Source organism: Sphingomonas sp. (assembly GCF_039594485.1).
In the GTDB taxonomy this organism is placed as follows: domain Bacteria; phylum Pseudomonadota; class Alphaproteobacteria; order Sphingomonadales; family Sphingomonadaceae; genus Sphingomonas.
The window spans coordinates 65,873-89,043 of sequence record NZ_JBCNNI010000004.1; the positions used below are offsets into that span (position 1 = coordinate 65,873).

General features: G+C 67.3%; 25 protein-coding genes and 1 other RNA gene. 15 read left to right on the top strand and 11 right to left on the bottom strand.

What is annotated here, in order from left to right:
- Positions 1–14: 14 nt before the first annotated feature.
- Entirely contained in the window at positions 15–659 is a 645-nt protein-coding gene (locus tag ABDV78_RS02680; RefSeq protein WP_343525646.1) for a histidine phosphotransferase family protein, read from the bottom strand.
- Positions 656–1,108: a Mov34/MPN/PAD-1 family protein gene (locus ABDV78_RS02685; protein ID WP_343525647.1), complete on the bottom strand. Its 453-nt coding sequence runs from the start codon at positions 1,106–1,108 to the stop codon at positions 656–658. Before ABDV78_RS02685 ends, ABDV78_RS02680 begins: the two co-directional genes overlap by 4 nt.
- A gap of 18 nt (positions 1,109–1,126) precedes the next feature.
- Between ABDV78_RS02685 and ABDV78_RS02690 the strand changes: the two genes are divergently transcribed.
- The 3 genes from ABDV78_RS02690 (at position 1,127) to ABDV78_RS02700 (ending at position 4,280) form a co-directional block, all read left to right on the top strand.
- Positions 1,127–2,074 (top strand): RluA family pseudouridine synthase, encoded by a 948-nt coding sequence (locus ABDV78_RS02690; RefSeq protein ID WP_343525648.1) that lies wholly within the window; start codon positions 1,127–1,129, stop codon positions 2,072–2,074.
- Positions 2,075–2,142: 68 nt separating this feature from the next.
- The gene (gene rpoH / locus ABDV78_RS02695; RefSeq protein ID WP_058717786.1) at positions 2,143–3,048 is read left to right on the top strand and encodes an RNA polymerase sigma factor RpoH; all 906 of its coding nucleotides are present in this window, start codon (positions 2,143–2,145) and stop codon (positions 3,046–3,048) included.
- Positions 3,049–3,050: 2 nt separating this feature from the next.
- A complete protein-coding gene (locus tag ABDV78_RS02700; protein WP_343525649.1) occupies positions 3,051–4,280 on the top strand; it encodes an NAD(P)/FAD-dependent oxidoreductase in 1,230 nt (409 codons plus the stop codon).
- Here ABDV78_RS02700 and ABDV78_RS02705 read toward each other — a convergent pair.
- On the bottom strand, positions 4,277–5,059 hold the full coding sequence (locus tag ABDV78_RS02705; protein ID WP_343525650.1) for a DUF4253 domain-containing protein: 783 nt from the start codon (positions 5,057–5,059) through the stop codon (positions 4,277–4,279). The genes ABDV78_RS02700 and ABDV78_RS02705 overlap by 4 nt on opposite strands.
- Before the next feature lie 189 nt (positions 5,060–5,248).
- Positions 5,249–5,905: an alpha/beta hydrolase gene (locus ABDV78_RS02710; protein WP_341505131.1), complete on the bottom strand. Its 657-nt coding sequence runs from the start codon at positions 5,903–5,905 to the stop codon at positions 5,249–5,251.
- 110 nt (positions 5,906–6,015) lie between these two features.
- Here ABDV78_RS02710 and ABDV78_RS02715 point away from each other — a divergent pair, with 110 nt between their 5' ends.
- The 8 genes from ABDV78_RS02715 to ABDV78_RS02750 all read left to right on the top strand — a co-directional run bounded on the left by ABDV78_RS02715 (position 6,016) and on the right by ABDV78_RS02750 (position 11,486).
- Positions 6,016–7,068, top strand: coding sequence for an aminotransferase class V-fold PLP-dependent enzyme (locus ABDV78_RS02715; RefSeq protein ID WP_343525721.1), 1,053 nt, complete (start codon positions 6,016–6,018; stop codon positions 7,066–7,068).
- Positions 7,065–8,126, top strand: a complete 1,062-nt coding sequence (locus ABDV78_RS02720; protein ID WP_343525652.1) for a cysteine desulfurase family protein — start codon at positions 7,065–7,067, stop codon at positions 8,124–8,126. The genes ABDV78_RS02715 and ABDV78_RS02720 overlap by 4 nt, the downstream gene beginning before the upstream one ends.
- Complete coding sequence (locus tag ABDV78_RS02725; RefSeq protein ID WP_343525653.1) at positions 8,123–8,428, top strand: 2Fe-2S iron-sulfur cluster-binding protein; 306 nt, start codon at positions 8,123–8,125, stop codon at positions 8,426–8,428. Before ABDV78_RS02720 ends, ABDV78_RS02725 begins: the two co-directional genes overlap by 4 nt.
- A gap of 97 nt (positions 8,429–8,525) precedes the next feature.
- The gene (locus tag ABDV78_RS02730; RefSeq protein WP_343525654.1) at positions 8,526–8,831 is read left to right on the top strand and encodes a hypothetical protein; all 306 of its coding nucleotides are present in this window, start codon (positions 8,526–8,528) and stop codon (positions 8,829–8,831) included.
- Between the two features lie 70 nt (positions 8,832–8,901).
- Positions 8,902–8,999: signal recognition particle sRNA small type (ffs, locus tag ABDV78_RS02735), an RNA gene on the top strand.
- Positions 9,000–9,158: 159 nt separating this feature from the next.
- The gene (locus ABDV78_RS02740; RefSeq protein ID WP_343525655.1) at positions 9,159–10,850 is read left to right on the top strand and encodes a DNA polymerase III subunit gamma/tau; all 1,692 of its coding nucleotides are present in this window, start codon (positions 9,159–9,161) and stop codon (positions 10,848–10,850) included.
- 1 nt (position 10,851) lies between these two features.
- Positions 10,852–11,175 (top strand): YbaB/EbfC family nucleoid-associated protein, encoded by a 324-nt coding sequence (locus tag ABDV78_RS02745; RefSeq protein ID WP_343525656.1) that lies wholly within the window; start codon positions 10,852–10,854, stop codon positions 11,173–11,175.
- 62 nt (positions 11,176–11,237) lie between these two features.
- Entirely contained in the window at positions 11,238–11,486 is a 249-nt protein-coding gene (locus tag ABDV78_RS02750) for a hypothetical protein (RefSeq protein ID WP_343525657.1), read from the top strand.
- A gap of 231 nt (positions 11,487–11,717) precedes the next feature.
- On the opposite strand, the gene mtgA is transcribed toward ABDV78_RS02750, so the two are convergent.
- The 3 genes from mtgA to ABDV78_RS02765 form a co-directional block, all read right to left on the bottom strand.
- Positions 11,718–12,392 (bottom strand): monofunctional biosynthetic peptidoglycan transglycosylase, encoded by a 675-nt coding sequence (gene mtgA, locus ABDV78_RS02755; RefSeq protein WP_343525658.1) that lies wholly within the window; start codon positions 12,390–12,392, stop codon positions 11,718–11,720.
- A 117-nt stretch (positions 12,393–12,509) separates the two neighbouring features.
- Positions 12,510–12,677: a hypothetical protein gene (locus ABDV78_RS02760; RefSeq protein WP_343525659.1), complete on the bottom strand. Its 168-nt coding sequence runs from the start codon at positions 12,675–12,677 to the stop codon at positions 12,510–12,512.
- The gene (locus ABDV78_RS02765; RefSeq protein ID WP_343525722.1) at positions 12,674–13,582 is read right to left on the bottom strand and encodes a pyridoxal-phosphate dependent enzyme; all 909 of its coding nucleotides are present in this window, start codon (positions 13,580–13,582) and stop codon (positions 12,674–12,676) included. The genes ABDV78_RS02760 and ABDV78_RS02765 overlap by 4 nt, the downstream gene beginning before the upstream one ends.
- Positions 13,583–13,776: 194 nt before the next feature.
- Here ABDV78_RS02765 and ABDV78_RS02770 point away from each other — a divergent pair, with 194 nt between their 5' ends.
- The 4 genes from ABDV78_RS02770 to ABDV78_RS02785 all read left to right on the top strand — a co-directional run bounded on the left by ABDV78_RS02770 (position 13,777) and on the right by ABDV78_RS02785 (position 17,505).
- Positions 13,777–15,012 carry a type III PLP-dependent enzyme gene (locus tag ABDV78_RS02770; RefSeq protein WP_343525661.1) on the top strand — a complete coding sequence of 412 codons (1,236 nt, stop codon included), beginning with the start codon at positions 13,777–13,779 and terminating at the stop codon, positions 15,010–15,012.
- 184 nt (positions 15,013–15,196) lie between these two features.
- Complete coding sequence (locus ABDV78_RS02775; protein ID WP_343525662.1) at positions 15,197–16,246, top strand: deoxyhypusine synthase; 1,050 nt, start codon at positions 15,197–15,199, stop codon at positions 16,244–16,246.
- Complete coding sequence (locus ABDV78_RS02780; RefSeq protein ID WP_343525663.1) at positions 16,246–16,392, top strand: hypothetical protein; 147 nt, start codon at positions 16,246–16,248, stop codon at positions 16,390–16,392. The genes ABDV78_RS02775 and ABDV78_RS02780 overlap by 1 nt, the downstream gene beginning before the upstream one ends.
- A gap of 186 nt (positions 16,393–16,578) precedes the next feature.
- Entirely contained in the window at positions 16,579–17,505 is a 927-nt protein-coding gene (locus tag ABDV78_RS02785) for an alpha/beta hydrolase (protein ID WP_343525664.1), read from the top strand.
- Positions 17,506–17,602: 97 nt separating this feature from the next.
- Here ABDV78_RS02785 and ABDV78_RS02790 read toward each other — a convergent pair whose 3' ends face one another.
- From ABDV78_RS02790 to ABDV78_RS02805, 4 genes are read right to left on the bottom strand one after another with little or no spacing between them, the layout of a single operon-like run.
- The gene (locus ABDV78_RS02790) at positions 17,603–19,489 is read right to left on the bottom strand and encodes an XrtA/PEP-CTERM system amidotransferase (protein ID WP_343525665.1); all 1,887 of its coding nucleotides are present in this window, start codon (positions 19,487–19,489) and stop codon (positions 17,603–17,605) included.
- A gap of 6 nt (positions 19,490–19,495) precedes the next feature.
- Entirely contained in the window at positions 19,496–21,001 is a 1,506-nt protein-coding gene (xrtA, locus tag ABDV78_RS02795) for an exosortase A (RefSeq protein ID WP_343525666.1), read from the bottom strand.
- Entirely contained in the window at positions 20,998–22,155 is a 1,158-nt protein-coding gene (locus ABDV78_RS02800; RefSeq protein ID WP_343525667.1) for a TIGR03087 family PEP-CTERM/XrtA system glycosyltransferase, read from the bottom strand. Before ABDV78_RS02800 ends, xrtA begins: the two co-directional genes overlap by 4 nt.
- Positions 22,152–23,171, bottom strand: coding sequence for a FemAB family XrtA/PEP-CTERM system-associated protein (locus ABDV78_RS02805; RefSeq protein ID WP_343525723.1), 1,020 nt, complete (start codon positions 23,169–23,171; stop codon positions 22,152–22,154). Before ABDV78_RS02805 ends, ABDV78_RS02800 begins: the two co-directional genes overlap by 4 nt.

Sequence of the window (23,171 nt, forward strand, 5' to 3'; positions counted from 1 at the left end):
GATTAAAAGGATGTTTACCCCGCGCGGATCGCCGCGCCCAGGATCATCGTGTTGGGCGCTGGTTCGGTGACCAGGGTCATGCCGCCATGCTCGACGGTCAGCGTGTGGACCAGGAGCGCGGGCGCGGTGCGCGAGCCCGGCGGCTCGGCCCCCTGTCCCTCCATCAGGGTGCGACGGACTTCGGGGTCGAGGAGGATGCGCGGTCCTTCGATCCGAATCGCGATCTCGATCGCCTCGCGCCCCGCCTCGGCCCCGATATCGATCGTGCCGCCCCGCGCCAGCGCCTCGGACGCGATCAGCGCCAGATTGGCGAGGATACGGACCGCGGGTTTGGGCAGCGCGGGCGATTCGACCAGCCAGCCCAGCGTCGTGCGGCGATTGTCGGCGAGCAGCCCCTCGACCGCCGCCCTGGCCTCCATCATGTCGACGCGGTCGGCAAAGCCGCCCCCCGCCCCGAATGCCAGCCGGAAGAATTTCAGCTTGTTGGCGGAGGCGCGTGCACTGTCCGCCAGCAATTCCATGCACCGCTGTCGCATCGCGGGATCGGTTTCGTCGGCAAGCAGTTCCAGGCCGTTGTTGAGCGCGCCCACCGGCGACAAAAGATCGTGGCACAATCGCGAACAGAGCAAGCTCGCGAAATCCACCGGGCTGACGGTCATGAAAAATCCTTCGACGAAACATCCCTTTGTGACGCTGGTGTCGGTTCCGCGCAAGCAAGGTCAAGCGGATCGAACCGCCCGTGTCGCCGACCCGCCGCGACCGCGCGCCAGGCGGTGACCAGGCCGCCGCCCGCGATCAGCCAGATCGTGCCGTCGGGGGCGGCATCGGCGGCGTCGCGTGCGGACGGCTCGGCAAGGCCGGTCGGGTGCGAGTGATAATGGCCGATGATCGCGGGGCCGCCGCTGCGCGCCGCCCGGTGCGCGGCGATCAGCGCGGCGGGATCGATCTCGAACCGGTGCCACGGCTCGGCCGCGACATTGGCGCAGGGCATGGCCGTCACGATCCGATCACCCTCGCCGAGCAGCAGGCCGCACACCTCGCGGTCGGGCGAAGCGGCCTCCGCGATGCGAATGAAGTCCAGCGTATCGCTTGAAATCGTTACGGTCATGCCCAAATGGGGTAGCCTATGGACCGGGGGGTTTCCATCATCGATGCGCGGATCGCGCCCACAGCGGATGGCTGGCGGTTGGACCGTGCGCTGGCCGATGCGGTGCCGACTTTATCGCGCGAACGGCTGAAGGTGTTGATCGCCAGCGGCGCGGTGACGCGCGATGGCGTGATGGCGCGCGACCCCGCCAAGCGGGCAGCGGCGGGCGATCAGTTCCAGGTCGCCGTGCCCGCCCCCATCCCTGCGCATAACGAGGCGCAGGATATCCCGCTCGTCATCGCCTATGAGGACGAACATCTGATCGTCATCGACAAGCCCGCCGGGCTGGTCGTTCATCCGGCGGCGGGCAATCTCGACGGCACGCTGGTCAACGCGCTGCTGCATCATTGTGGTGGTTCGCTGTCGGGCATCGGCGGCGTCGCGCGGCCGGGGATCGTCCACCGGATCGACAAGGACACCTCCGGGCTGATGGTTGCGGCCAAGACCGACCGCACGCATGAGGGGCTGGCCAAGCAGTTCGCGGCGCACACGATCGACCGCCGCTACCGTGCGATCACCGGCGGCATCCCCCGCCCGGCAGAGGGCACGGTGGACGCCCCGCTCGCGCGCAGCCCGCAGAACCGCAAGAAGGTCGCGATCGTACAGGGCGGCAAGCGTGCCGTGACTCACTATCGCACCATCGAGAAGCTCAACAACGCCGCGCTGGTCGAGTGCCGGCTAGAGACCGGGCGGACCCATCAGGTGCGCGTGCATATGCAGTCGCTGGGTCACGCCTTGCTGGGCGACCCGGTTTATGGTAGAACAAAGGGTGCTCAGAAAGCCCTGCTCGACTCGCTCGATTTCCGGCGCCAGGCCCTGCACGCGGCGCGGTTGGGCTTTATTCATCCCATAAGTGGTAACGCTTTGGCGTTTGAGAGCCCGATGCCCGCCGATATGCAGGAACTGTTCAGTCGGCTTCACGTATAGCAGAAGACCGCCTCGCGCCCGACGACGGGGCGAAACGGAATGACGCTCCAGAAAGGGAGATAAGGATCATGGCAAAAGGCAGCAACGTCCCGGCGACGATTCCTGCGCTCGGCGGGGAGCAATCGCTCAACCGCTATCTGGCCGAGATCAAGAAATTCCCGATCCTTGCCCCGGAGCAGGAATATATGCTCGCCAAGCGCTTCCAGGAGCATGGCGACCCGGAAGCGGCGGCGCAGCTCGTCACTTCGCACCTGCGTCTCGTGGCGAAGATCGCGATGGGTTATCGCGGCTATGGCCTGCCCACCTCCGAACTGATCTCAGAGGGTAATATCGGCCTGATGCAGGGCGTGAAGAAATTCGAGCCCGATCGCGGCTTCCGCCTCGCCACCTATGCGATGTGGTGGATCAGGGCCTCGATCCAGGAATATATCCTGCGGTCGTGGAGCCTGGTGAAGATGGGCACCACCGCGGCGCAGAAGAAGCTGTTCTTCAACCTGCGCCGGATGAAGTCGAAGCTCGACGCGTTCGAGGACGGTGATCTGCGCCCCGAGGACGTGACCAAGATCGCCACCGATCTGGGCGTCAACGAGGACGAGGTCATCAGCATGAACCGCCGCATGGCGATGGGGGGCGATACCTCGCTCAACGTCTCGATGCGCGAGGATGGCGAAGGCCAGTGGCAGGACTGGCTGGCGGATGACGCGCCGCTGCAGGACACGGTCGTCGCCGAGCAGCAGGAGGCGGACGTCCGCCACGACATGCTGGTCAGCGCGATGGACGACCTGAACGACCGCGAGAAGCACATCCTGACCGAGCGTCGCCTGACCGACGATCCCAAGACGCTGGAAGAACTGAGCCAGGTTTACGGCGTCAGCCGCGAGCGCGTCCGCCAGATCGAGGTGCGCGCCTTTGAGAAGTTGCAAAAGGCGATGATGCGCATCGCTGGCGAAAAGCGGCTGTTGGCGGCCGCCTGAGCATGACCGGCCGCACCGTCGTCGTCGGCGGCGGCGCGGCCGGGATCGCGGCGGCGCGGACGCTGCACGACGCGGGGCGAGAGGTTCTGCTGATCGAGGCGGCGGAGCGGCTCGGCGGGCGGGCGCAGAGCGTGGCGCTGCCGACCGGGCATGTCGTCGATCATGGTTGCGGCTGGCTCCATTCGGCCCGGCGCAACCCGTGGACGGAAATCGCCGAACGTGCCGGCTTCACCGTGGATCGACGCCGCCCGAACTGGGACGGCCAATGGCGCGATCTGGGTTTCCCGCCCGACGACCAGCGCGCCGCCGATGCCGCCTTTGCAAGGTTCGAGCAGGCCGCGCTCGCCGTTCGCCATGGCCCGGACAGGCCCTTGTCCGACTTCGTGGAGAAGGGCGATCCATGGCGGCCGATGATCGAGGCGATCTCTGGCTATGTGAACGGTGCGGAACTGGCGGCGGTGTCGCTTCACGACTGGGCGGCTTATGAAAATGCCGCGACCGACGATAATTGGGCGGTGGTCGAAGGCTATGGCACGGTCGTCGCAAACCACGCCGCCGGAGTGCCGGTAAGGACCGGCGTGGCGGCAACCCGGATCGACCATCGCGGCAAGACCCTCCGCATCGAAACCTCGCACGGCACGATCGAGGCCGATCACGTCATCATCGCCGTCCCCACGACGGTGTTGGCCGAGGGCAAGATCGTCTTCGACCCGCCTCTTCCCGAAAAGCGGGACGCCGCCGCCGCCCTGCCGCTGGGGATCGCCGACAAGGTCTTCCTGTCGGTCGAAGGCCCCTTGCCCTGGCCTGCTCATCAGCATCTGACCGGCAACCCCCACAGCGCCTGCACCGCCAGCCACCGCCTCTCCCCCTTCGGTTGGCCGATCGTCGAGAGCTTCTTCGGTGGCCCCTGCGCCGAAATGCTGGAAGAAGACGGCGCGGCGGCGGCCTTCGCGATCGACGAACTGGTCGGGCTGCTGGGTAGCGACTGGCGACGGCGCTTCACGCCGATGGGCGCGACCCGCTGGCGGCATGTCCCGCTGATCGGTGGCAGCTACAGCCATGCCGAGGTGGGTCATGCCGATGCGCGCCAGACACTCGCCGAGCCGATCGATGGCCGCCTCTTGTTCGCGGGCGAGGCCTGCTCGCGTGACGATTTCTCGACCGCGCATGGAGCCTATGAAACCGGCTTGAGCGCGGCGCGGTCGCTATTGACCGATGACGTCCGCCCTTAATCCCACCAGAAGAACCACCAATCGCTCCGCATCAGTTCGCTGGCGAAAGCCGCCATCGATCCCAGCCCCTGATCGACGATATCGGGGCAATAGGCGTGAAGTTCATGCGCAAGCTGCCAGGCCTGCCGTCGATCCTTGGGGCGGTTTCGCACCCGAACATTCATGGTGTCGCCGTTGATACCGACCAGTTCCGCACCGAAACGCTCATGCCAGGATCGCAGCGCGGCGACATGAAGTTCGGGGTCAGGACAGGCGTTCCAGCCGCCCCAATGGAGATAGGCGGGCACTTCCCAACTCTTGTCGGTCGGAAGGATCAGGATGTGCACCTTTTCCAGCGGTCGTCCCGTCTGCACGTCTTCGGCCGCCGTCAGCCCCGGTGGCGCTTCGCCCGAGGGTGCAGGCCCTGTAGCAGGGAGCGCTTCGCCGTCCTTGGGCGGTGAGGTCTCCGCCACCTTGTAGAGATCGGCGGGAAACTGGACCTTCGCCGCCGCTGCCAGGAGCCGGTCGGCGGAGCGTGGCGCCACGGTCTTGACCGAGGTACCGGACACGGTGGGATCGTCAAAGCTGAATTGGTCGGCGATGCGCTCCAGATCGGCGTCACCGCCGATCACGACGGGCCATCCCCGCTTCGCGGCGCGGAGCTTTTCCCATTCGGCCAGCGCATTGGCCCCCGGAACGGTGACTTTCTCGTAACGGAGCGCCGCCATCATGCGAACCCGCATGGCTTGTGCCGCCGCTTGCGGATCGGGGTGCGGCGGCGTGGGAACGTCCTGCGACATGGGCACATCTTTCCAGGCCATCCCGGTCAAACCAACGGTCGCCAGTCCACCGATCAACAAGCGCCGCGTCGGCTCCATATCGTTTCCCCCGATACCTTGGCCGCCATCATGCCATCGGCTCCACGACAGGGATATGAAAAAGGCCCCGACTTTCGCCGAGGCCCATTTCCATTTCACGATCCGATCACCTCACCGGATCGGCGAGTTCGGGTCCAGCCGCATGTCCAGATACCGGTCCACCGACCCCATCAGCTCGGGCATCTCATGCTCGAAGAAATGGTTGGCCTTGGGGATGGTGTCGTGATGGATGGTGATGTGCTTCTGGGTGCGCAGCTTGTCGACCAGCTTCTGGGTCGCCGCCGGGGTAGCCACTTCGTCGCCCTCGCCCTGGATGATGATGCCCGAGGAGGGGCACGGCGCCAGGAAGGTGAAGTCATACATGTTGGCGGGCGGCGCGACCGAGATGAAGCCGCGGATTTCCGGGCGGCGCATCAGCAACTGCATCCCGATCCACGCGCCGAAGCTGACGCCCGCGATCCAGGTGGTCGAGGCTTCGGGGTGGAAGCTCTGCACCCAGTCGAGCGCCGAGGCCGCGTCGGACAGTTCGCCGATGCCATTGTCGAACGTACCCTGGCTCTTGCCCACACCCCGGAAGTTGAAGCGCAGCGTGGCGAAACCGCGCCGCTGGAAGGTCTTGTAGAGTTCCTGGACGATGCGGTTGTTCATGGTGCCGCCCGCATTGGGATGCGGGTGCAGGATCATCGCGACGGGTGCGCGCGGACGGGGCGCGGGTGCGAAACGGCCTTCGAGGCGGCCTTCGGGGCCGGGAAAAATGACTTCGGGCATCAAAACTCGCCGATCTGGAAGGGCGCTGGTGGAGCACCCGGAGCGTTGCGCTATATAGGCGGACACGTCATTTTCGCAATTGTTCGATCATTCCAGCCACGGAACCGACCCTGTCCCGCCTCTATCTCGATCATGCCGCCACCACCCCGATGACCGAGGCCGCCCGCGCGGCCCTGGGCGAAGGGTGCGCGATCTGGGCCAACCCCTCCTCCCCCCATGCCGAGGGGCGCGCCGCCAAACGCGCGCTGGAGGAGGCGCGGGCCGCCATCGCCCGGTCGCTGGGCTGGAGGCACGAGGTCCTGTTCACCAGCGGCGCCAGCGAATCGCTGTCCATCGCCTTGACCCGCACGATGGCGGAGCGGCGCTTCGTCGGCGCGATCGACCATGATGCGGTGCTGCGCGCGGCCCCGGATGCGATCGTCATGCCGGTGGGACCGGACGGCGTGTTGCGCCTGCCCGATCTGAGCGGCGCGCGCGCCGTCGTCACGGTGCAATGGGCCAATAGCGAAACCGGCGTACGCCAGCCGATCGCCGAACTCGCCCGCGCGATCCACGCCGCCGGTCACATCCTGCTGATCGACGCCGCGCAGATGCCCGCGAGCGCGGATCCCGAGGTGATCGAGCATGCCGATCTGGTCGCCCTGTCGGCGCACAAGCGCGGCGGACCGCCTGGGATCGGCGCGCTGCTGGTCCGCGATCTCGCGCTGCTGGAGCCGACCGGCGGGCAGGAGCGCGGCTATCGCCCCGGCACCGAGAACATGCCGGGTGTCCTTGGCTATGCCGCCGCGCTGGCGGAGCCGGAGCCCGATCACAGCGAACTGCGCGCGCATTGTGACGATGCGATCCGGCGTTCGGGGGGAATCGTGGTGGCGGACGCCAGCCGCCGCCATCCCGCCATCGCCAGCTACCACATGCCGGGCAAGCCCTCCGCCGCGCAGTTGATCCAGTTCGACCTCGCGCAGATTTCCGTCTCGGCGGGCAGCGCCTGTGCCAGCGGCAGCCTGAAACCCAGCCACGTCCTCTCCGCGCTCGGCTGGGGCGTGGAGGCGGGGCGCGAAGTGGTGCGGGTCAGCTTCGGCCGTTCCACGACGCGCGCGCATGTCGACCGCTTCGTCACCGCCTGGCGCGCCATCGCGCGGGGGAAGCGCGTGGAGGCGGCATGATATATCTCGATTACCAGGCGACGACACCACTCGCGCCCGAGGCGTTGAAAGCCATGCTCCCCTGGCTGGAGCAGGGTCACGCCAACCCCCACTCCCCCCACCGGGCCGGACGACAGGCAAAGGCCGCCGTCGAGGTGGCCCGCGATCAGGTCGCGGCACTCCTTCCCCCCGGCGGACGGGTGGTGTTCACCAGCGGCGCGACCGAAGCGCTCAACTGGGCGATCAAGGGGGCGGGCGGCGGCATCATCACGACCGCCATCGAACATGCGGCGGTGCTCGACACCGCCGCCGCGACGGGACGATCGCTGACCATCCTGCCCGTCGATGGCGAGGGGCTGGTCTCGCCCGAGCCGGTCGGTCGGGGCGTGGGACTGGTCGCCGCGATGCTGGTCAACAACGAGATCGGCACCATCCAGCCCGTCGCCGCGCTGGCGGAGGAAGCGCACCGGGCGGGCGCATGGATGCTGTGCGATGCGGTACAGGGCTATGGCCGGGTCGCCATCCCCGGAAATGTCGATCTGATCGCGCTGTCGGCGCACAAGATCCACGGTCCCAAGGGGATCGGCGCGCTGTGGATTCGCGACGGGATCACCCTGCCGCCCTTGCTGCATGGTGGCGATCAGGAGGGCGGGCGCTCCGGCACGCTCAGCCCAGCCCTGTGCGCGGGCTTTGGCGCGGCGGCCAAGCTGATGGCGGCCCGCTCCGAGGAGGACGCCGCGCATGTCGAACGGCTGTGGTCGCTGGCCATCGATCGGCTCAGCTCCGGCTGGACGCTCAGCGGATCGGCCACGCAGCGCTATCGCGGCAATCTCAACGTCCGACGCGACGGGCTGGATGTCGGGCGGCTCATGTCCGATTGCCGCGACATCGCCTTTTCGGCGGGAAGCGCCTGCGCCAGCGGATCGGGACGCCCCAGCCACGTCCTGACCGCGCTCGGCCTGACTGGGGGGCAGGCCAGATGCTCGATCCGGCTGGGTTTCGGGCGGTACACGACCGAGGCGGAACTGGTCGAGGCAATCGATCGGCTTCGCGAAGCGGCCGAGGGTCAGCGTCCATGATCGCGCTGACCTTCATCACGCGCGATGGCGACGCCGTTCGGACCGAAGCCGCGTCGGGCGAGACGTTGCTCCAGGCCGGGCAGCGGGCGGGGCAGCCGATGGAGGGCACATGCGGCGGCCAGATGGCCTGCGCCACCTGCCATGTCCTGATCGACCCGGCCTTTCTCGATCGCCTGATGCCTCCTCTCGCGGAAGAAGAGGACATGCTGGATCTGGTGCCGGAAGCGACCCGCTCCAGTCGCCTCGCCTGTCAGGTCCGGGTGACGTCCGAACTCGACGGATTGACCGCCCGCCTTCCCTGAACACCCGATAACGAGTTGGTTCAGCACGCAATCATCGCCGATTCGGCATTCTCTCCCCATGCTCGCCGAAGGGCGGGCCTACCGGGAGTAAAGCGTCATGAAACTTCTTGCTGTCTTGGGTGCCGGGCTGATCGCCATATCGGGCGTCGCCGCCGCAACCCCCGCCGTCGCCGCGCCGCATGGGCCGCATGACCGCTGGGGTCCGGGACCCGGTCGTGGTCCCGGCTGGGATCGTGGGCCGGGCTGGCACCACCGGGGACCGGGTTGGGACCGTGGTCCCGGCTGGCATCGCGGACCACGCTGGGATCGCGGGCCGGGCTGGCGGGGCTATGACCGGCCGCGCGTCACCTGCCGCTGGGTGCGGACATGGGATGGACCGCGGCGTCAGTGCTTCCGCCGCTGATGCATTGAAATGACCGACGGGGCCGGTGGGATAAGGACTTGATCCCCCGGCCCCGTTTCGCCATATGCGCGGCGGGAGTCGGGCGGACGTAGTCATCGCCAACCCGGTCAGGTCCTGACGGAAGCAGCCGCAACGATTTCGCTGCGGGTCGTCCCGGCTCCCACCTTCCGCATATCGACAGGCTTTTCGGGATACGCCGTGGGCACGCGCATGACGCGACCCCACCGGCTGACGACGCATCGCGTCACGATTATACCTGACGTCGCGTGCCGGAATGCCTATGTTGGTCGGTGATGATTTCCTTCAATCCGATCTTCCCGGCCCGACATGGCTGATTCGTTCGACCTGGGCGAACCGTCCCAGCCCGTTCAAGCGCCTGCCAAGGCCGAAGCGTACCGCGTCCTCGCACGCAAATACCGGCCGCAGACCTTCGACGCGCTGATCGGGCAGGACGCGATGGTCCAGACGCTGGGCAATGCGATCAAGCGCGACCGGCTGGCCCATGCGTTCCTGATGACCGGCGTGCGCGGTGTGGGCAAGACCTCGACCGCGCGACTGATCGCCAAGGCGCTGAACTGCGTCGGCCCGGACGGCACCGGCGGTCCGACGATCAGCCCCTGCGGCGTCTGTGAGCCCTGCCGGGCGATCGCCGAAGGCCGTCATATCGACGTGATCGAGATGGACGCCGCCAGCCATACCGGCGTCGATGACGTGCGTGAGATCATTGAGGCGTCGCGCTATGCCGCCGTATCCGCGCGGTTCAAGATCTACATCGTCGACGAAGTCCACATGCTTTCCAAGAACGCCTTCAACGCGCTGTTGAAGACGCTGGAGGAGCCGCCCGCGCATGTGAAGTTCCTGTTCGCCACGACGGAGGTGAACAAGGTTCCGATCACCGTCCTGTCGCGCTGTCAGCGTTTCGACCTGCGGCGGATCACGGCGGACAAGCTGGCGGCGCATTTCGCGGACATCTGCGTCAAGGAAGGCGTCACCGCCGAGGAGGAGGCGTTGATGCTCGTCGCGCGCGCGGCGGAAGGTTCGGCGCGCGACGGTCTGTCGATCCTGGACCAGGCGATCGCGCATGCCGATCTGGAAGGCGGCGGCGTCACTGCGGGCGCCGTACGCGAGATGCTGGGCCTCTCGGATCGCGGCGCGGTGCGCGACCTGCTGGGATTGATCCTGAACGGCGACGGCGCGGGCGCGCTCGCCTCCCTCAGGCGGCAATATGATTATGGCGTCGATCCGCAATCGGTGCTGCGTTCGCTGCTGGAAGCGGTCCATGGCATCACCCTGACCAAGGTCGGGACGCCCCCCGATGCCGCCCAGCCGCTGGAGGAGCGCGCCGCCCGCGAGGAATGGGCGGGCTCGCTCAGCTTCCCGGCGCTGCACCGGCTATGGCAGTTGTTCCTCAAGGGGCATGACGAGGTCGCCCGTGCCGCCCTGCCGATCGAGGCGGCGGAAATGGCGCTGCTCCGCGCGATCCATGCCTCGACCCTGCCCGATCCGGGCGAACTGGCACGGCAGATCCGGGACGGCGGCGTGTCCGCCCCCAGCGCTCCGGCGGTGACGCATCAAGCGGCTCCGGCCGCTGCGCCGGTCGCCCTCGCCCCGTCCCCTCCCCCGGCCGAGCCCGAGCCGCCCAAGCTGCCCGACAGCTTCGTCGCGATGATCGACCGGCTGGACGATATGGGCCAGTTGGCGCTGGCCGCCCGGCTGCGTCACGGGGCCCGTCTCGTGCGTTATACGCCCCCGGAAGTCGTGTTCAGCGGATCACGGCCGATCGCCGCCGATACGCTCAGCGAGTTGATCGCCGCGCTGAAGACGGCGACAGGCCAGATCTGGCGCATCACGCTGGAGGATGTGCCCGGCGAACCGACGCTGCACGAACAGCAGGTCGCCGCCGAGGAAGCGATCAAGACCGCCGCGTGGGAATCGGACATGGTCCGCGCCGCCCGCGAGGCTTTCCCCGAGGCCGAATTGATGGAATGGCCCGGCAAACGCAGTGTGAACGGAGCATGATGTGAAGAATCTCGACGAAATCCTGGCGATGGCCCAGAACGTCCAGAACGAACTGCAAAAGGCGCAGGCCAATCTCGACACGATCGAGGTCGAAGGCGTCTCGGGCGGCGGTCTGGTGAAGGTGAAGGCGTCGGCCAAGGGCCGGATCATCGGCATCGCCATCGACGACTCGCTGATGCAGCCATCGGAAAAGGGCATGCTGGAGGATCTGCTGGCCGCCGCGATCAACGATGCGCGGACGAAGGCGGATGCAGCCTCCGGCACCGAAATGTCCAAGATGACCAGCGGCTTGTCGCTGCCACCGGGCTTCAAGCTGCCCTTCTGATTTCGGGAACGCACTGTCCGGCCACGGCGTTGCGTCCTCCATCATAACAGGAGGGACAGGCCATGGCCGACGAACGCATCACCGAAACCCAGGGGGCCCAGCCGCATACGACGATCATCGAGCGGCGTAGCGGCGGTGGCGGCATGGCGATCGCTATCGTCCTGCTCATCGCGGTGCTGGTCGGCGGCTTCTATCTGTTCAGCCGTGGCGGCGCGGAAAACCGCCGCGACGCCGCGGTGACCTCCGCCGCCAAGAGCGTTGGCGATACCGCCAAGAAGGCGGGCGACGCGATTTCCGGCGACGAAAAATAACCGATACGCCACCGGCCGAGCGGATCATCGCCGGGCCGGTGGCGGCGACGGCCGCTCAATGTCCGCATCGGGATCGACCAGCCGGGTCAGAATTGTCCTGCCCAGGGTCAGCGGATCGCGTCCGCCGCCAACATTCCACATCGCGCCAAGGGCATCTCCCCCCGGGAACGGCGAAATGCTCGCGCACGATCATGGCTTTTGAGGGGCGGTAAGCCGCAGGCTCAGAAGCGGTCAGCGGATACAGGCATCCAGGTCCTGCCGCCGCACGACGCCGACATACCGCGCGATGACATTGCCGTGCCGACGCACGAAGCCGGTCGGGGCGACCGCCGCCCGCTTCTTGGGCAAGGGGAGGACGGCGGCGATCCGCGCCGCCTCGGTGGGCGACAGATGCGATGCGTCATGCCCGAAATAGCGCATCGCGCCCGCATTGGCGCCATAGGTGCCGATCCCGGTCTCGGCGATGTTGAGATACACCTCCATGATCCGCCGCTTGCCCCACAGCGTTTCGATCAGGAAGGTGAACCACGCCTCGAACGCCTTGCGGACATAGCCGCCACCCTGGATCAGAAAGGCGTTCTTCGCGGTCTGCTGGCTGATCGTCGATCCACCGCGAATCCGGCCGCCCTGTGCGTTGCGATAGGCCGCCCCCGCCATCGCCTTGAAATCGAAGCCGTGATGCGAACAGAAGCGCGCATCCTCGCCCGCGATCGCCGCGCGCGCCATGTCGGGATCCATCTCCGACAAGGGCATCCAGTCGCGCGTCGCGCCATGCCCGCCGATGACGTCACCCAGCATGGTAAAGGTGATGGGCGGCGGCACGAAGCGATAAATGCCCACCCACACGACACTGACGATCACAAAAATGAGCGCGGCCTTCACGGCCCAGCGAGCGATGCGGAACATGGGGACGTCCTTAACGGGGTTTCACGGCAGCGACGAGCCCCTGGGAGCACCGTCATCCCAGCGAAACCCGACATCGTTTTCAGGCGACCGCCAGCCCCCAACGGGATGGCGACGTGGTTATAGCGTCCAGATCAGCACATTGCCCACCAGCACCGCCGCCATGACCAGCATGAGGACGCCCTTCGTCCGATCGCCCCGTCGTATCGTCATGACCCCGCCCCCAAGACAGGCAAAGGCCGCCAGCATCGCGATGCCCGGCGCGGCCCCCGCGATCGCCTCAATCACCCGGCCAGCACGCGCGCATAGGCGGCGCGGTCGACATTGCCGCCCGACAGAATGATGAGCATCCCATCCTCCGCCTCGACCTTGCCCGCCAGCAGCGCGGCCAGCGCCACCGCGCCGCCCGGCTCGACCACCAGCCGCAGCCGTTCGGCGGCGAATCGCTGCGCCGACGCCACCTCCGACTCGCTGACCGCGACGCCCTCCGCCCCCCGCCGCGACAGCACGTCGAAGGTCAGCGGCGACACCAGCGGCGTCTGGAGCGAATCGCACGATGTGGGCGGCGGATTGTCGCCCACCGGCTCGATCCATCCTGCCTCAAGCGAGCGGCGCATATCATCCCACCCCTCCGGCTCGACCACGGTCACCCGCGCCTCGGGCAGCGCCAGTGTCAGGCCAGCCGCCAGCCCACCGCCTCCGCAGGGTGACACGACATGGGTAGGTGCCCCGAGCCCCAACGCGGCCATCTGTGCCGCGGCCTCGATACCCGCCGAACCCTGCCCCTCGATCACCCACGGATCATCGAAGCTCGGTACCAGGGTTGCGCCACGCGCCTCGGCGAGTCGCCGGGCGATCCGTTCACGGCTTTCGGTCGCACGGTCATAGTCGACGATCTCCGCCCCCAGGGCGAGCGTCCCCTCGCGCTTCGACGGGGGCGCATCGGCGGGCATCACGATGGTTGCGGCGATCCCCAGCCGCCGCGCGGCCCAGGCGATTCCCTGCGCATGATTGCCCGAGGAGAAGGCGACCACGCCGCGGGCCTGCGCGGCCTCGTCCAGGGCGGTCAATCGATGCCATGCGCCGCGCAGCTTGAACGCTCCGATGGGTTGCAGGCACTCGGCCTTGAAAACCACACCCTTCCCATTGATAGATAAAGGAAAAATTGGGCTTGGTGGTAACACCCGCGCGATCTTTTCGGCGGCGTCGCGAACCCCTGCTTTTGTCGGCTGTCTTAGGATTGTCACTTTTTATCTCCGACGCCCTCTCTACCGCTTTACAATCGAAAAAGCGGACCCTATTTCGCGCCTCCGCTGCCCCATGGGACTTCCAACCGCAAGGCAGCTTTTGTCACCGTATGCCGTCAGGCAATTGGAGGTCCCTTGAGTTGCACCAGAATCATCGCGCGCTGGGGCTAGCTGCCCGTTCGACCGCCGTCCCCTCCAACCTGGAGCGCGGCATCGACATCGCCAAGCGTCGTCCGGCTGATCCGGTCACGCTGCTTCGCCCGCACGCCGCTGCGCGCGCCGCCCGATTCTTCGTCGAGAAGTTTCCGGGCCGGCCGATGTATGCGGTGAAGGCGAATCCGTCACCGGATCTGATCCAGATCCTGTGGGACAATGGCATCACCCATTTCGACACCGCCTCGATCGCGGAAGTGCGGATGGTGAAGTCGGTCGTTCCCCAGGCCGTCTGCTGCTTCATGCATCCGGTGAAATCGGAAGAGGCGATCGCCGAGGCCTATTTCACCCACGGCGTCCGCACCTATTCGCTCGACTGCCTGGAAGAACTGGGCAAGATCGTTCGCGCCACCAACGGCGCGACCGACCTGACCCTGTGCGTCCGTATGCGCGTGTCGTCCGAATATGCGAAGCTCAGCCTGGGATCGAAGTTCGGCGTCAGCCTGGAAGAGTCGAAGGAGCTGCTGATCGCGACCCGCCAGGTCGCGGACGCGCTGGGCATCTGCTTCCATGTCGGCAGCCAGACCATGACCCCCGACGCCTATTCGGCGGCGATGGAGCGCGTCCGTGCGGCGATCGTCGCGGCGGCGGTCACGGTCGACGTGATCGATGTCGGCGGCGGCTTCCCTTCGGCCTATCCCGGCATGACCCCGCCGCCGCTGGAGCGTTTCTTCGAGACGATCCACCGCGCGTTCGAGAGCCTGCCAGTGTCCTATTCGGCCGAACTCTGGGCCGAACCGGGCCGCGCGCTGTGCGCCGAATATTCGTCGGTCGTGGTGCGCGTCGAGCGTCGGCGCGGGCATGAGCTGTACATCAACGACGGCGCCTATGGCGCGCTGTTCGATGCGGCGCATATCGGGTGGAAGTACCCCGTCCAGTTGCTGCGCGAGCCGGATTCCGACGCGCGGGACATGGATTTCAGCTTCTGGGGCCCGACCTGCGACGATCTCGACTTCATGCAGGGTCCGTTCCCGCTGCCAGCGGACACCGGCACCGGTGATTATTTCGAGATCGGCATGCTGGGTGCCTATGGCCAGGCGATGCGCACGCAGTTCAACGGCTTCACCTGCCACGAATTCGTCGTGACCGACGATGAGCCGATGCTCTCGGTCTATCGCGACGAGGCCGAGCAGGCGCTGCCCGCCAACGTCGTCAAGCTGTAACCCAGCGACTCTAGCACTGCCTTATCCCCTTCCGCTCCGGCGGAAGGGGAATGGGGTGGCATTGCGGGCATCTCCGCGATAAGGCCCCTTCCCATTCCGGTCCCGCGCACGCCGCAGGTCCGGGCCAGCCGGGTTACCGCGTCCCCAATAACGACGACGGCTTCTCGATGATGATGGAACCATCATGACCGACACGATCAACGACAACCGTAAGGCCGAGCTGCTCTCCAGCGTGGTCGAGCATATCGACATCACCAAGTTCGACGCCCGCCCGATCATCGATTCGATGGGCAAGATGAGCTTCACCAGCCGCGACCTGGCGCGCGCGACCGGCATCTACAACCAGATGCTGGCCGACAAGGACTGCTCGATCTTCCTCGTTATCGCGGGTTCGACCTCGGCCGGCGGCTGCATGGACCTGTATGCCGAGCTGCTGCGCTCGAACATGATCGACGGCGTGGTCGCGACCGGCGCGTCGATCGTCGACATGGATTTCTTCGAGGGCCTGGGTCACAAGCATTACCAGGCGCTGGAAGTGCCGGACGACAACACGCTGCGTTCGCTCTACATCGACCGCATCTACGACACCTATATCGACGAAGAGCAGCTTCAGGATTGCGACCACACGATCGGCAAGATCGCCGACTCGCTGGAGCCCAAGGCCTATTCGAGCCGCGCCTTCATCCGTGAGATGGGCAAGTATCTGTCCGAGCATGGAAAGAAGGAAAACAGCCTCGTCAAGTTGGCCTATGAGCATGACGTGCCGATCTTCTGCCCGGCCTTTGTCGATTCGTCGGCGGGCTTTGGTCTGGTCAAGCATCAGGTCGAGCGGATGAAAAATAATCAGCCCTATATGGTGCTGGATGCTATCGCCGATTTCCGCGAATTGACCGATATCAAGATCAAGGCGGGCACCACCGGCCTGTTGATGATCGGCGGCGGCGTGCCGAAGAATTTCATCCAGGATACCGTGGTTTGCGCCGAAATCCTGGGCCATGAAGATGTCGAGATGCACAAATATGCCGTGCAGATCACGGTCGCCGATGTGCGCGACGGCGCCTGCTCGTCTTCGACGCTGAAGGAAGCGGCGAGCTGGGGCAAGGTAGACACGGCCCTTGAACAGATGGTATTCGCCGAAGCTGGTTCTGTCATGCCGCTCCTCGCTTCGGACGCTTATCATCGCGGCCATTGGCGTGAGCGCGCCAAGCGTCGTTGGGGAGCGATTTTCGACTAATGTTGCAATTTCTGGAACGGGAGCAGCTTGCCTATCTCATAATTGGGGCAGTGCTGCTGTCGGTCTTGGCCTTCGCGATCCCCTATAGCCGCCGGCGCAAGCGCGAAAAGCTGCGCCGTCGCGGGATCAAGAAATACGGCCATTGAGATCGGGGCGGGACCGGAAAGGTTCCGCCCCTTTTCCTTTGCCCGTCCTTTTCGCTTGCCCGGCGTTGCCGGACCCGGCACCCTCGCTCGGTATAGCGCCATCAGGCGCAGCTGGACGAGGGGATGCAAGTGATCGACCGACGCTCTCTGATCGGGGCCATGGCCACCGTGCCATTGGCCGGGCACGTGACGGCGCAGACCGCGCCGGCCAGCACCAGCATGACGCCCTGGCCACCCGGCGAGCATTTCCCGCTCTGGCCGGGCCGCCCGCCAGGCGCACGCGCGACGCTGCCTACGCCCAATCCCTCGATGAACGGCCCCGCCGGTCGGCAGGAACTCTGGCTGCGCGGCACCGCCGATCCGATCGTCGCGGTCTTCCGTCCCGAACGGCCCGACGGGCGCGCGGTGCTGACCATCCCCGGCGGCGGCTATGGCTTCGTATCGATCCAGAATGAGGGGATCGACGTCGCGAAGACACTGAACCCGCATGGGATCACCGTCTTCGCGCTCTCCTATCGCCTGCCATCGGAGGGATGGGACGATCAGGCGAACGTACCGCTCCAGGATGCGCAGCGCGCGATGCGGCTGATCCGCGCCAATGCCGCCCGGTACGGCATCGACCCCGCCAAGCTGGGGATCGTCGGCTTCTCGGCGGGCGGTCACCTCGCCGCATCGCTGACGGTCGGTTATGACGACAAGGTCTATACGGCGATCGACGCCGCCGACCGGCAATCCGCCAAACCCGCCTTTTCGGGGCTGGTCTATCCGGTTGCCAGCCTCTCCACACCCCATACCCATCCCGGTTCGCGCGACAATCTGCTCGGCCCCAATCCCGATCCCGCGACCAAGGCACGCTACGACACGCCGCGCCGCATCAACCCGACCACGGCGCCGCTCTTCCTGGTCCATGCGGTCGATGACGGACTGGTACCGCTCGACCAGTCGATCGACGTCCTGACCCAGGCACGAGCCGCCAAGGTTCCGGTCGAGGCGCATTTCTTCGAGCGCGGCGGCCATGGCTTCGGCGCGTTGAGCGCCCCGCAGGGCTCGCCCGCGCGGCTGTGGCCCGACCTGTTCGACCGCTGGATCGCGCAGACGTTGAAGCAGGCCTAAGCGGCCGCCAGCGCCGAAATCAGGGGGCGTCGCCAACACAGGAGACGCCCCCACCCTCACCGACGCGGCGATCGCTCGCCGCGCCGTATTTGACAGATCAGGGGAACAGGCGCTTCAGGCTCCGCTCCAGCATCAACATCTGCCACAGGGTCCGGCCATGCTCGGCCCGCCCGGCGCGATGATCGCTGGCGATCCGCCCCAGTTCGGCCAGGTCGAACCAGCCTGTCTCCCGCAGCAGCCCTGACTTTTCCAGCCGCGCCGCCTCATCCGCCAGCGCGCCCCGGAACCACGCGCTGATCGGCGTCACGAAGCCCATTTTGGGCCGATAGAGAATATCGCGCGGCAGATAGGGCTCCAGCACCTTCTTCATCAGCCATTTGCCCTGTCGCCCACGCAGCCGCATCGCAACGGGCAACCGCGCCGCATATTCGACCAGCCGGTGGTCGAGCAGCGGTTCTCGCGCCTCCAGCCCGACCGCCATAGACATGCGGTCGGTCTTGGTCAGGATATCGCCGGGCAGCCAGATCTTCAGATCAGCATATTGCATCCGGTCCAGGGCGTCGCGCGCGGGCGCGTCGCGCATCGCCGCGATATAGCGATCCTCGGCGCGATGCCCGCTCAGCGCGGCCTTGGCCTCGGCCGAGAAGAGGCGGGCGCGGGCCTCCGGGCCGGTGACGCCGACCGCGCGCGCATAGGCCTCCGCCCCGTCCATTCCCAGCGCCAGCAGCGTCGTCCGGGCGCGTAACGGTCGCGGCGCCCAATCGGCCTTGGGATAGAGGCGGCCCAGCGTCCCGAACAGCCGCGCGCGCATCTCCGCCGGGAACAGCCCGCGCACGCGCTCCTCGCCCGCATGGAAGACATGGCGGCGATATCCCATCATGATCTCGTCCGCGCCGTCCCCCGCCAACGCCACCGCCACATGCTCGCGCGTCATCTCGCAGAGCCGATAGGTGGCCAGCGCCGAAGCGTCGGCAAAGGGTTCATCGAACTGCGCGACGAGCGTGTCGATCAATGCGAAGTCATCGGCGCGCACCACGCGCTCCGCATGGTCGGTGGCGAAACGCTGCGCGATCGTGCGGGCATAGTCGCGTTCGTCATGGCCCGCCTCCTCGAACCCGATGGTGCAGGTGCGCACCGCACGCGGGCTCGCCTCCGCCATCAGCGCGACCACGCCCGAGCTGTCGACCCCGCCCGACAGGAACGCGCCCAGCGGCACGTCCGCCACCATGCGGCTGACCACGCCCTCGCGCATCCGGGCGAGCAGCCCGTCGCCCAGTTGCGCGGCGGAGCCGCCCTCGCGGTTCGAGAAATCGACATCCCACCATTGGCGTGGACGCGGCATGGGACGCCCGCGTTCGATCAGCAGGAAATGCCCCGCCGCCAGCTTGTGGACGCCACAGACGATGCTGGCGTCATCGGGTACATAGCCCAGCGCCAGATAATCCTCGACCGCCCGGATGTCGGGCCGCCGCCGGAACAGCGGATGCGCCAGCACCCCCTTCATCTCCGAGGCGAAGGCGATCGCGCCGTCGGGCAGTTCGGCCCAGTGGAGCGGCTTCACCCCCAGCCGGTCCCGCGCCAGGAACAGCGCCCCCGCCCTGGCATCGTGAACGGCGAAGGCGAACATGCCGACCAGCCGGTCCAGCATCGATGGCCCCCAGTGACGCCAGCCGTGCAACAGCACCTCGGTATCGCCATCGGTCTGGAAGACGGCCCCACGCGCGCGCAACTCCTCGCGCAGTTCGCGGTAATTATAGATTTCGCCGTTGAAACAGACCGCCACCTCACCATCGACCATCGGCTGGGGCGACCCGGCGACATCGATGATCGACAGGCGCGCATGGGCGAAGCCGATGCCGGGGGCGGTCCATATGCCCTGCCCGTCCGGCCCGCGATGCGCCTGCGCCGCGATCATCGCACGCAGGCGGGCAGGATCGACCGGCTTGGGCGTGGCGGGATGGAACAGGCCGGCGATACCGCACATAAGCGTTCAGGGATTCCCGGTCAGGCGGTCGGCGAACCGGTCGATCGGCCCCAGCGCGCGCACGAACGCCTCGATCGCCTGGGGATCGTCACCCTCGCTCGCCACATGGATGGCGACCGCCGCCTGGCGCTGGCCGAGCAGCCGGGCCTTCATCGTCTCGATCTTCACGCGCCGCATATCCGGGGTCAGCCTATCGCCGATCCTGTACCAGGTCGCAACGTCGCGTTGCATCGATCGCCCATGCGGATCGGTGGATATCAACCGGGTCGCATCGCCGCCCGCGATGCGGCCGAGATCGGCAACCCGGATCCATCCTCCCCCTTCATGCAGGATACCCGTCCCGAACGCACCCAGCTTGCCCCCCTCGCGCTGGCGGGAATAGACGCCGACCGCCAGGTCGACCTGATGCCCCTGCCCGTCCTGATAACTGCGGACCAGCACCGCATCGGCACCGGGATAATAGGGACGCCATGGGCTCCTCTGTCCGGCGGGCGTCCATCCGGGCACATCGGGCAGCGCCATGTCGAGCGGCAGCATGGCGGTGCGCGATCCGGCATAACCGGCCCAACTCGGATAGAGGGCGGTGATCGTCACCGACAGGATCGCCGCCAGGAGCGGGTCGATGCGACGGCGCGGGATCGTCGCCAACCGGACGGGGTCGAACGCCGGATCATCGGGCGGCCGGTCGAAGAACCGCCAGCCGATCGCCAGCACCGCCGCCATGACGAAGGCGAAGAACACCCAGCCGAAGATGATGTGATCAACCCCGCCCGCCACCTCGATCGAGGTCTTGTCGGCGGCGAAGATCGTCCCCCAGGCCCGCACGCCATTGGCCAGCACCGGCACCACGATCGACACGATCATGAAGATCGCACGTCGCCATGGCGAGCGGAAACAGAGATGGGCGACCAGCGCGGCGAAAGCGATCATCGCAAGCACGAATTTCGACCCCGAACAGGCCTCCGCCACCTCGAACCAGTAGCGCCCGGCGTGGATCAGCACGCCGTCGGCACTGGCCGGAATCCCGGTCCAGTCGAGCAGCGGCATGACGATCGCGACCGTGATCCGCTGCAACGGCTTTTCCAGTTCCTCGCCGAAGGGCACGAGGAACCAGGCATAGGCGAGCGGGAACAGCATCCCCCGCACGACCATCGGCCCCAGCAGCGTGACGACCAACCCCTCCAGCACGGCGACCAGCCCCAATTGCCGAACCAGCGCGACCGTCGCCGACTCGCCCAGTAGCCAGAGCAACCCGCCGCCCGCGACCAGGATCAGCCCCGGCCACCAGGCGACCGGGGTCAGGCGCGACAGTTCCGCCCGGCGTTGCCAGATCAGCCAGCCGACGACCGGCCCGATGAACAGGCAATGGCCATAGGTCGTGCTGGTCCACCATATCTCGGCCAGATGCGCGGCATCGCGGCGGAACAGGATCAGGACGATCAGCGCCGCCGCGCCCAACAGCGCCAGGTGAAAGGTCCAGCGGCCCGGCTTCATCCGCTCCGTCCCCGTCACGATGCGATGTCCTGAAGAATCCGGTCGAGCGGGGCGAGCCGTGCGGCCCAGTCATAGCGCTCCAGCACGCGCGCACGCGCGGCCGGGTTGCCGGTGGGACCGTCCAGCGCAGCGATGATCTTTGCCGCGAAGTCGCCATCGTCCGACGCGACGGCGATGGTGCCGCCATGGCCGATCCCCTCGGCGGCAGCGGCGGAGGCGACGACCGGCCGCGCCATCGCCATCGCCTCCAGCACCTTGTTCTGGATACCGCGCGCCAGCATCAGCGGCGCGACGCAGACGGCCGCGCGCGCCAGCCAGACCCGGGTATCGGGCACCTCGCCGGTCACGATCACCGCCTCCCCCGCCAGCCGCCGGACCGCCGGGGTCGGCGCGCGGCCGACAATGGCGAAGCGTGCGTCCGGGTGGGTGCGCCGGATATGGGGCAGGATGCGCTGCGCGAAATGGACCACCGCATCGACATTGGGCCGGTAATCCATCTGGCCGGTGAAGACGATCAACGGCCCGCCCGGTTCGACCGCTCCGATCGCTTGGGGGTCGTAGAAACCGGCATCGATGCCGTTCTCGACCGCGGCGATCCGTCCCCGGCCGCCGCCTTCGCGGAACAGCGCCGCCTCGGCCTCGCTGACGAACAGGGTTGCGGCGACCCCAGCCGCCACCTCCCGCTCGAACGCGCCGAGCAACCGGGCTTCGCGCGCCAGCATCATCGCCTTCGGTGCGGCCGCCGCATCCGCCAGCGCCGCGAACTTGGCGGAGTCGACATCCACCATGTCCATCACGGTCGGCTCTGGCCCATGATACTGCGCCATCTGGCCGGAGAAGATATAGGCCGCCGTCACACCCCCGCCCCGCACCTCGGCGACGGCGCGGGCCATGGCGGGGCTGGCAAAGGCGGTCAGCGAAACCGGCTTGCGCATCGCCACCGCCTGAAGCGCGGCGAGCGGCATCGCTTTTTCGCGTGGGACGATGCGACAGCTCGCCAGCAGATCGCGGAACACGGGCGACGGGTCGCGATCACCGGCGCTGTCGGCAAAGGCGCATAGATGGATGCGCCAGTCGCGCGCGAGATGACGCAGGACATGGAAGCTGCGGATCTTGTCGCCGCGATCGGGCGGAAAGGGCACGCGATGCGCGAGGAACAGCAGGTCCCTCACCCCAGCCCCCGCGCGATCGGCGGGCCCACCAGCCGTGCCGCCCAGACCGGCAGCCGCTTCCACATCGCGATCATCATTGCATATCGGGGATTGAGCGGATTGATCGCGCGCGGCCCATCGACGCTGCGGCTCGCATAGGTCAGCGGCCTGCCCTCAAAGCCCCAATTCTTCTTGAATGCCGCCGCGCCCGTTCCGACCTTCGACCGTCCGAAATCGAAGCTGTGGCAGCCCCGGGTGCGGGCATGGCGCATCAGCGCGAAATACATCAGGTCGTTGGCACGCAGCCCCCGCGCCTCATGGGTGCCGCCGCCCCAATAGGGATAGACGACGCCCCCGGCATAGAGGTTCAGCACGCTCGCCACCGCGCGTCCCCGGTGCCGCACGGTCAGGATATCGGCATCCAGCCGCGCCATCGCCTCGCGGAACAGGCGCGCGGGAAAGACCGGCGTGCCCAGGTTGCGCACCGATTCGGCATAGATGCGGTAATGCTCCGCCTGCATCCGGGCGTCGGCGCCGATCTCGACCGTCAATGCGTTGGCAAGTGCCTTGCGCACCTCGGCACGCTGCTTGCGCGGGATCGCCTTCAGTTCGGCCTCGTCATCGGCCGCGATCGGCCGCACGAAACCCAGATAGCTTCCGGCATCGGTCGCCCAGCCGGTCGGAGCCCGACCACCGCGCAGCTCGACCGAGGCGATCCCGGCGCTTTGCGCCAGATTCCACGCCGCCTCGGCCAGTTCGTCACCCCCCTCGCCCAGCACGCCGCCATCGACGCCGAAACCGGTCGAGACCATCGCCGCGCCGAACAAGGGCGAGCGGATTTCGCTGAGCGGCAACAGGCCCGCGATCATGCCGTCGCCGCGCTCGGCGAGCAGATAATGCGCCTTCTGGCCGCACCCCGCCGCGCCCGCCAGCAGCCAGCCGGTCCGGTGAAAGGGCGTGGCGCCGGGCGCGGCATCGACAAAGGCGTCGATGCGCTCACGCTCGTCGCCGCGCGCCAGATCGGCGACGCGGATCAT

Bases quoted from the DNA above. Each gene is read 5' to 3' on its own strand.
- ABDV78_RS02725 (WP_343525653.1), top strand. From the start codon at position 8,123: ATGATCGCGCTGACCTTCATCACGCGCGATGGCGACGCCGTTCGGACC.
- ABDV78_RS02790 (WP_343525665.1), bottom strand. From the start codon at position 19,489: ATGTGCGGTATCGCCGGCCTGTTCCATCCCGCCACGCCCAAGCCGGTC.
- ABDV78_RS02705 (WP_343525650.1), bottom strand. From the start codon at position 5,059: ATGTCGCAGGACGTTCCCACGCCGCCGCACCCCGATCCGCAAGCGGCG.
- ABDV78_RS02680 (WP_343525646.1), bottom strand. From the start codon at position 659: ATGACCGTCAGCCCGGTGGATTTCGCGAGCTTGCTCTGTTCGCGATTG.
- ABDV78_RS02740 (WP_343525655.1), top strand. From the start codon at position 9,159: ATGGCTGATTCGTTCGACCTGGGCGAACCGTCCCAGCCCGTTCAAGCG.
- ABDV78_RS02730 (WP_343525654.1), top strand. From the start codon at position 8,526: ATGAAACTTCTTGCTGTCTTGGGTGCCGGGCTGATCGCCATATCGGGC.
- ABDV78_RS02685 (WP_343525647.1), bottom strand. From the start codon at position 1,108: ATGACCGTAACGATTTCAAGCGATACGCTGGACTTCATTCGCATCGCG.
- ABDV78_RS02805 (WP_343525723.1), bottom strand. From the start codon at position 23,171: ATGATCCGCGTCGCCGATCTGGCGCGCGGCGACGAGCGTGAGCGCATC.
- ABDV78_RS02690 (WP_343525648.1), top strand. From the start codon at position 1,127: ATGGACCGGGGGGTTTCCATCATCGATGCGCGGATCGCGCCCACAGCG.
- ABDV78_RS02710 (WP_341505131.1), bottom strand. From the start codon at position 5,905: ATGCCCGAAGTCATTTTTCCCGGCCCCGAAGGCCGCCTCGAAGGCCGT.
- rpoH (WP_058717786.1), top strand. From the start codon at position 2,143: ATGGCAAAAGGCAGCAACGTCCCGGCGACGATTCCTGCGCTCGGCGGG.
- mtgA (WP_343525658.1), bottom strand. From the start codon at position 12,392: ATGTTCCGCATCGCTCGCTGGGCCGTGAAGGCCGCGCTCATTTTTGTG.
- ABDV78_RS02720 (WP_343525652.1), top strand. From the start codon at position 7,065: ATGATATATCTCGATTACCAGGCGACGACACCACTCGCGCCCGAGGCG.
- ABDV78_RS02780 (WP_343525663.1), top strand. From the start codon at position 16,246: ATGTTGCAATTTCTGGAACGGGAGCAGCTTGCCTATCTCATAATTGGG.
- ABDV78_RS02700 (WP_343525649.1), top strand. From the start codon at position 3,051: ATGACCGGCCGCACCGTCGTCGTCGGCGGCGGCGCGGCCGGGATCGCG.
- ABDV78_RS02750 (WP_343525657.1), top strand. From the start codon at position 11,238: ATGGCCGACGAACGCATCACCGAAACCCAGGGGGCCCAGCCGCATACG.
- ABDV78_RS02775 (WP_343525662.1), top strand. From the start codon at position 15,197: ATGACCGACACGATCAACGACAACCGTAAGGCCGAGCTGCTCTCCAGC.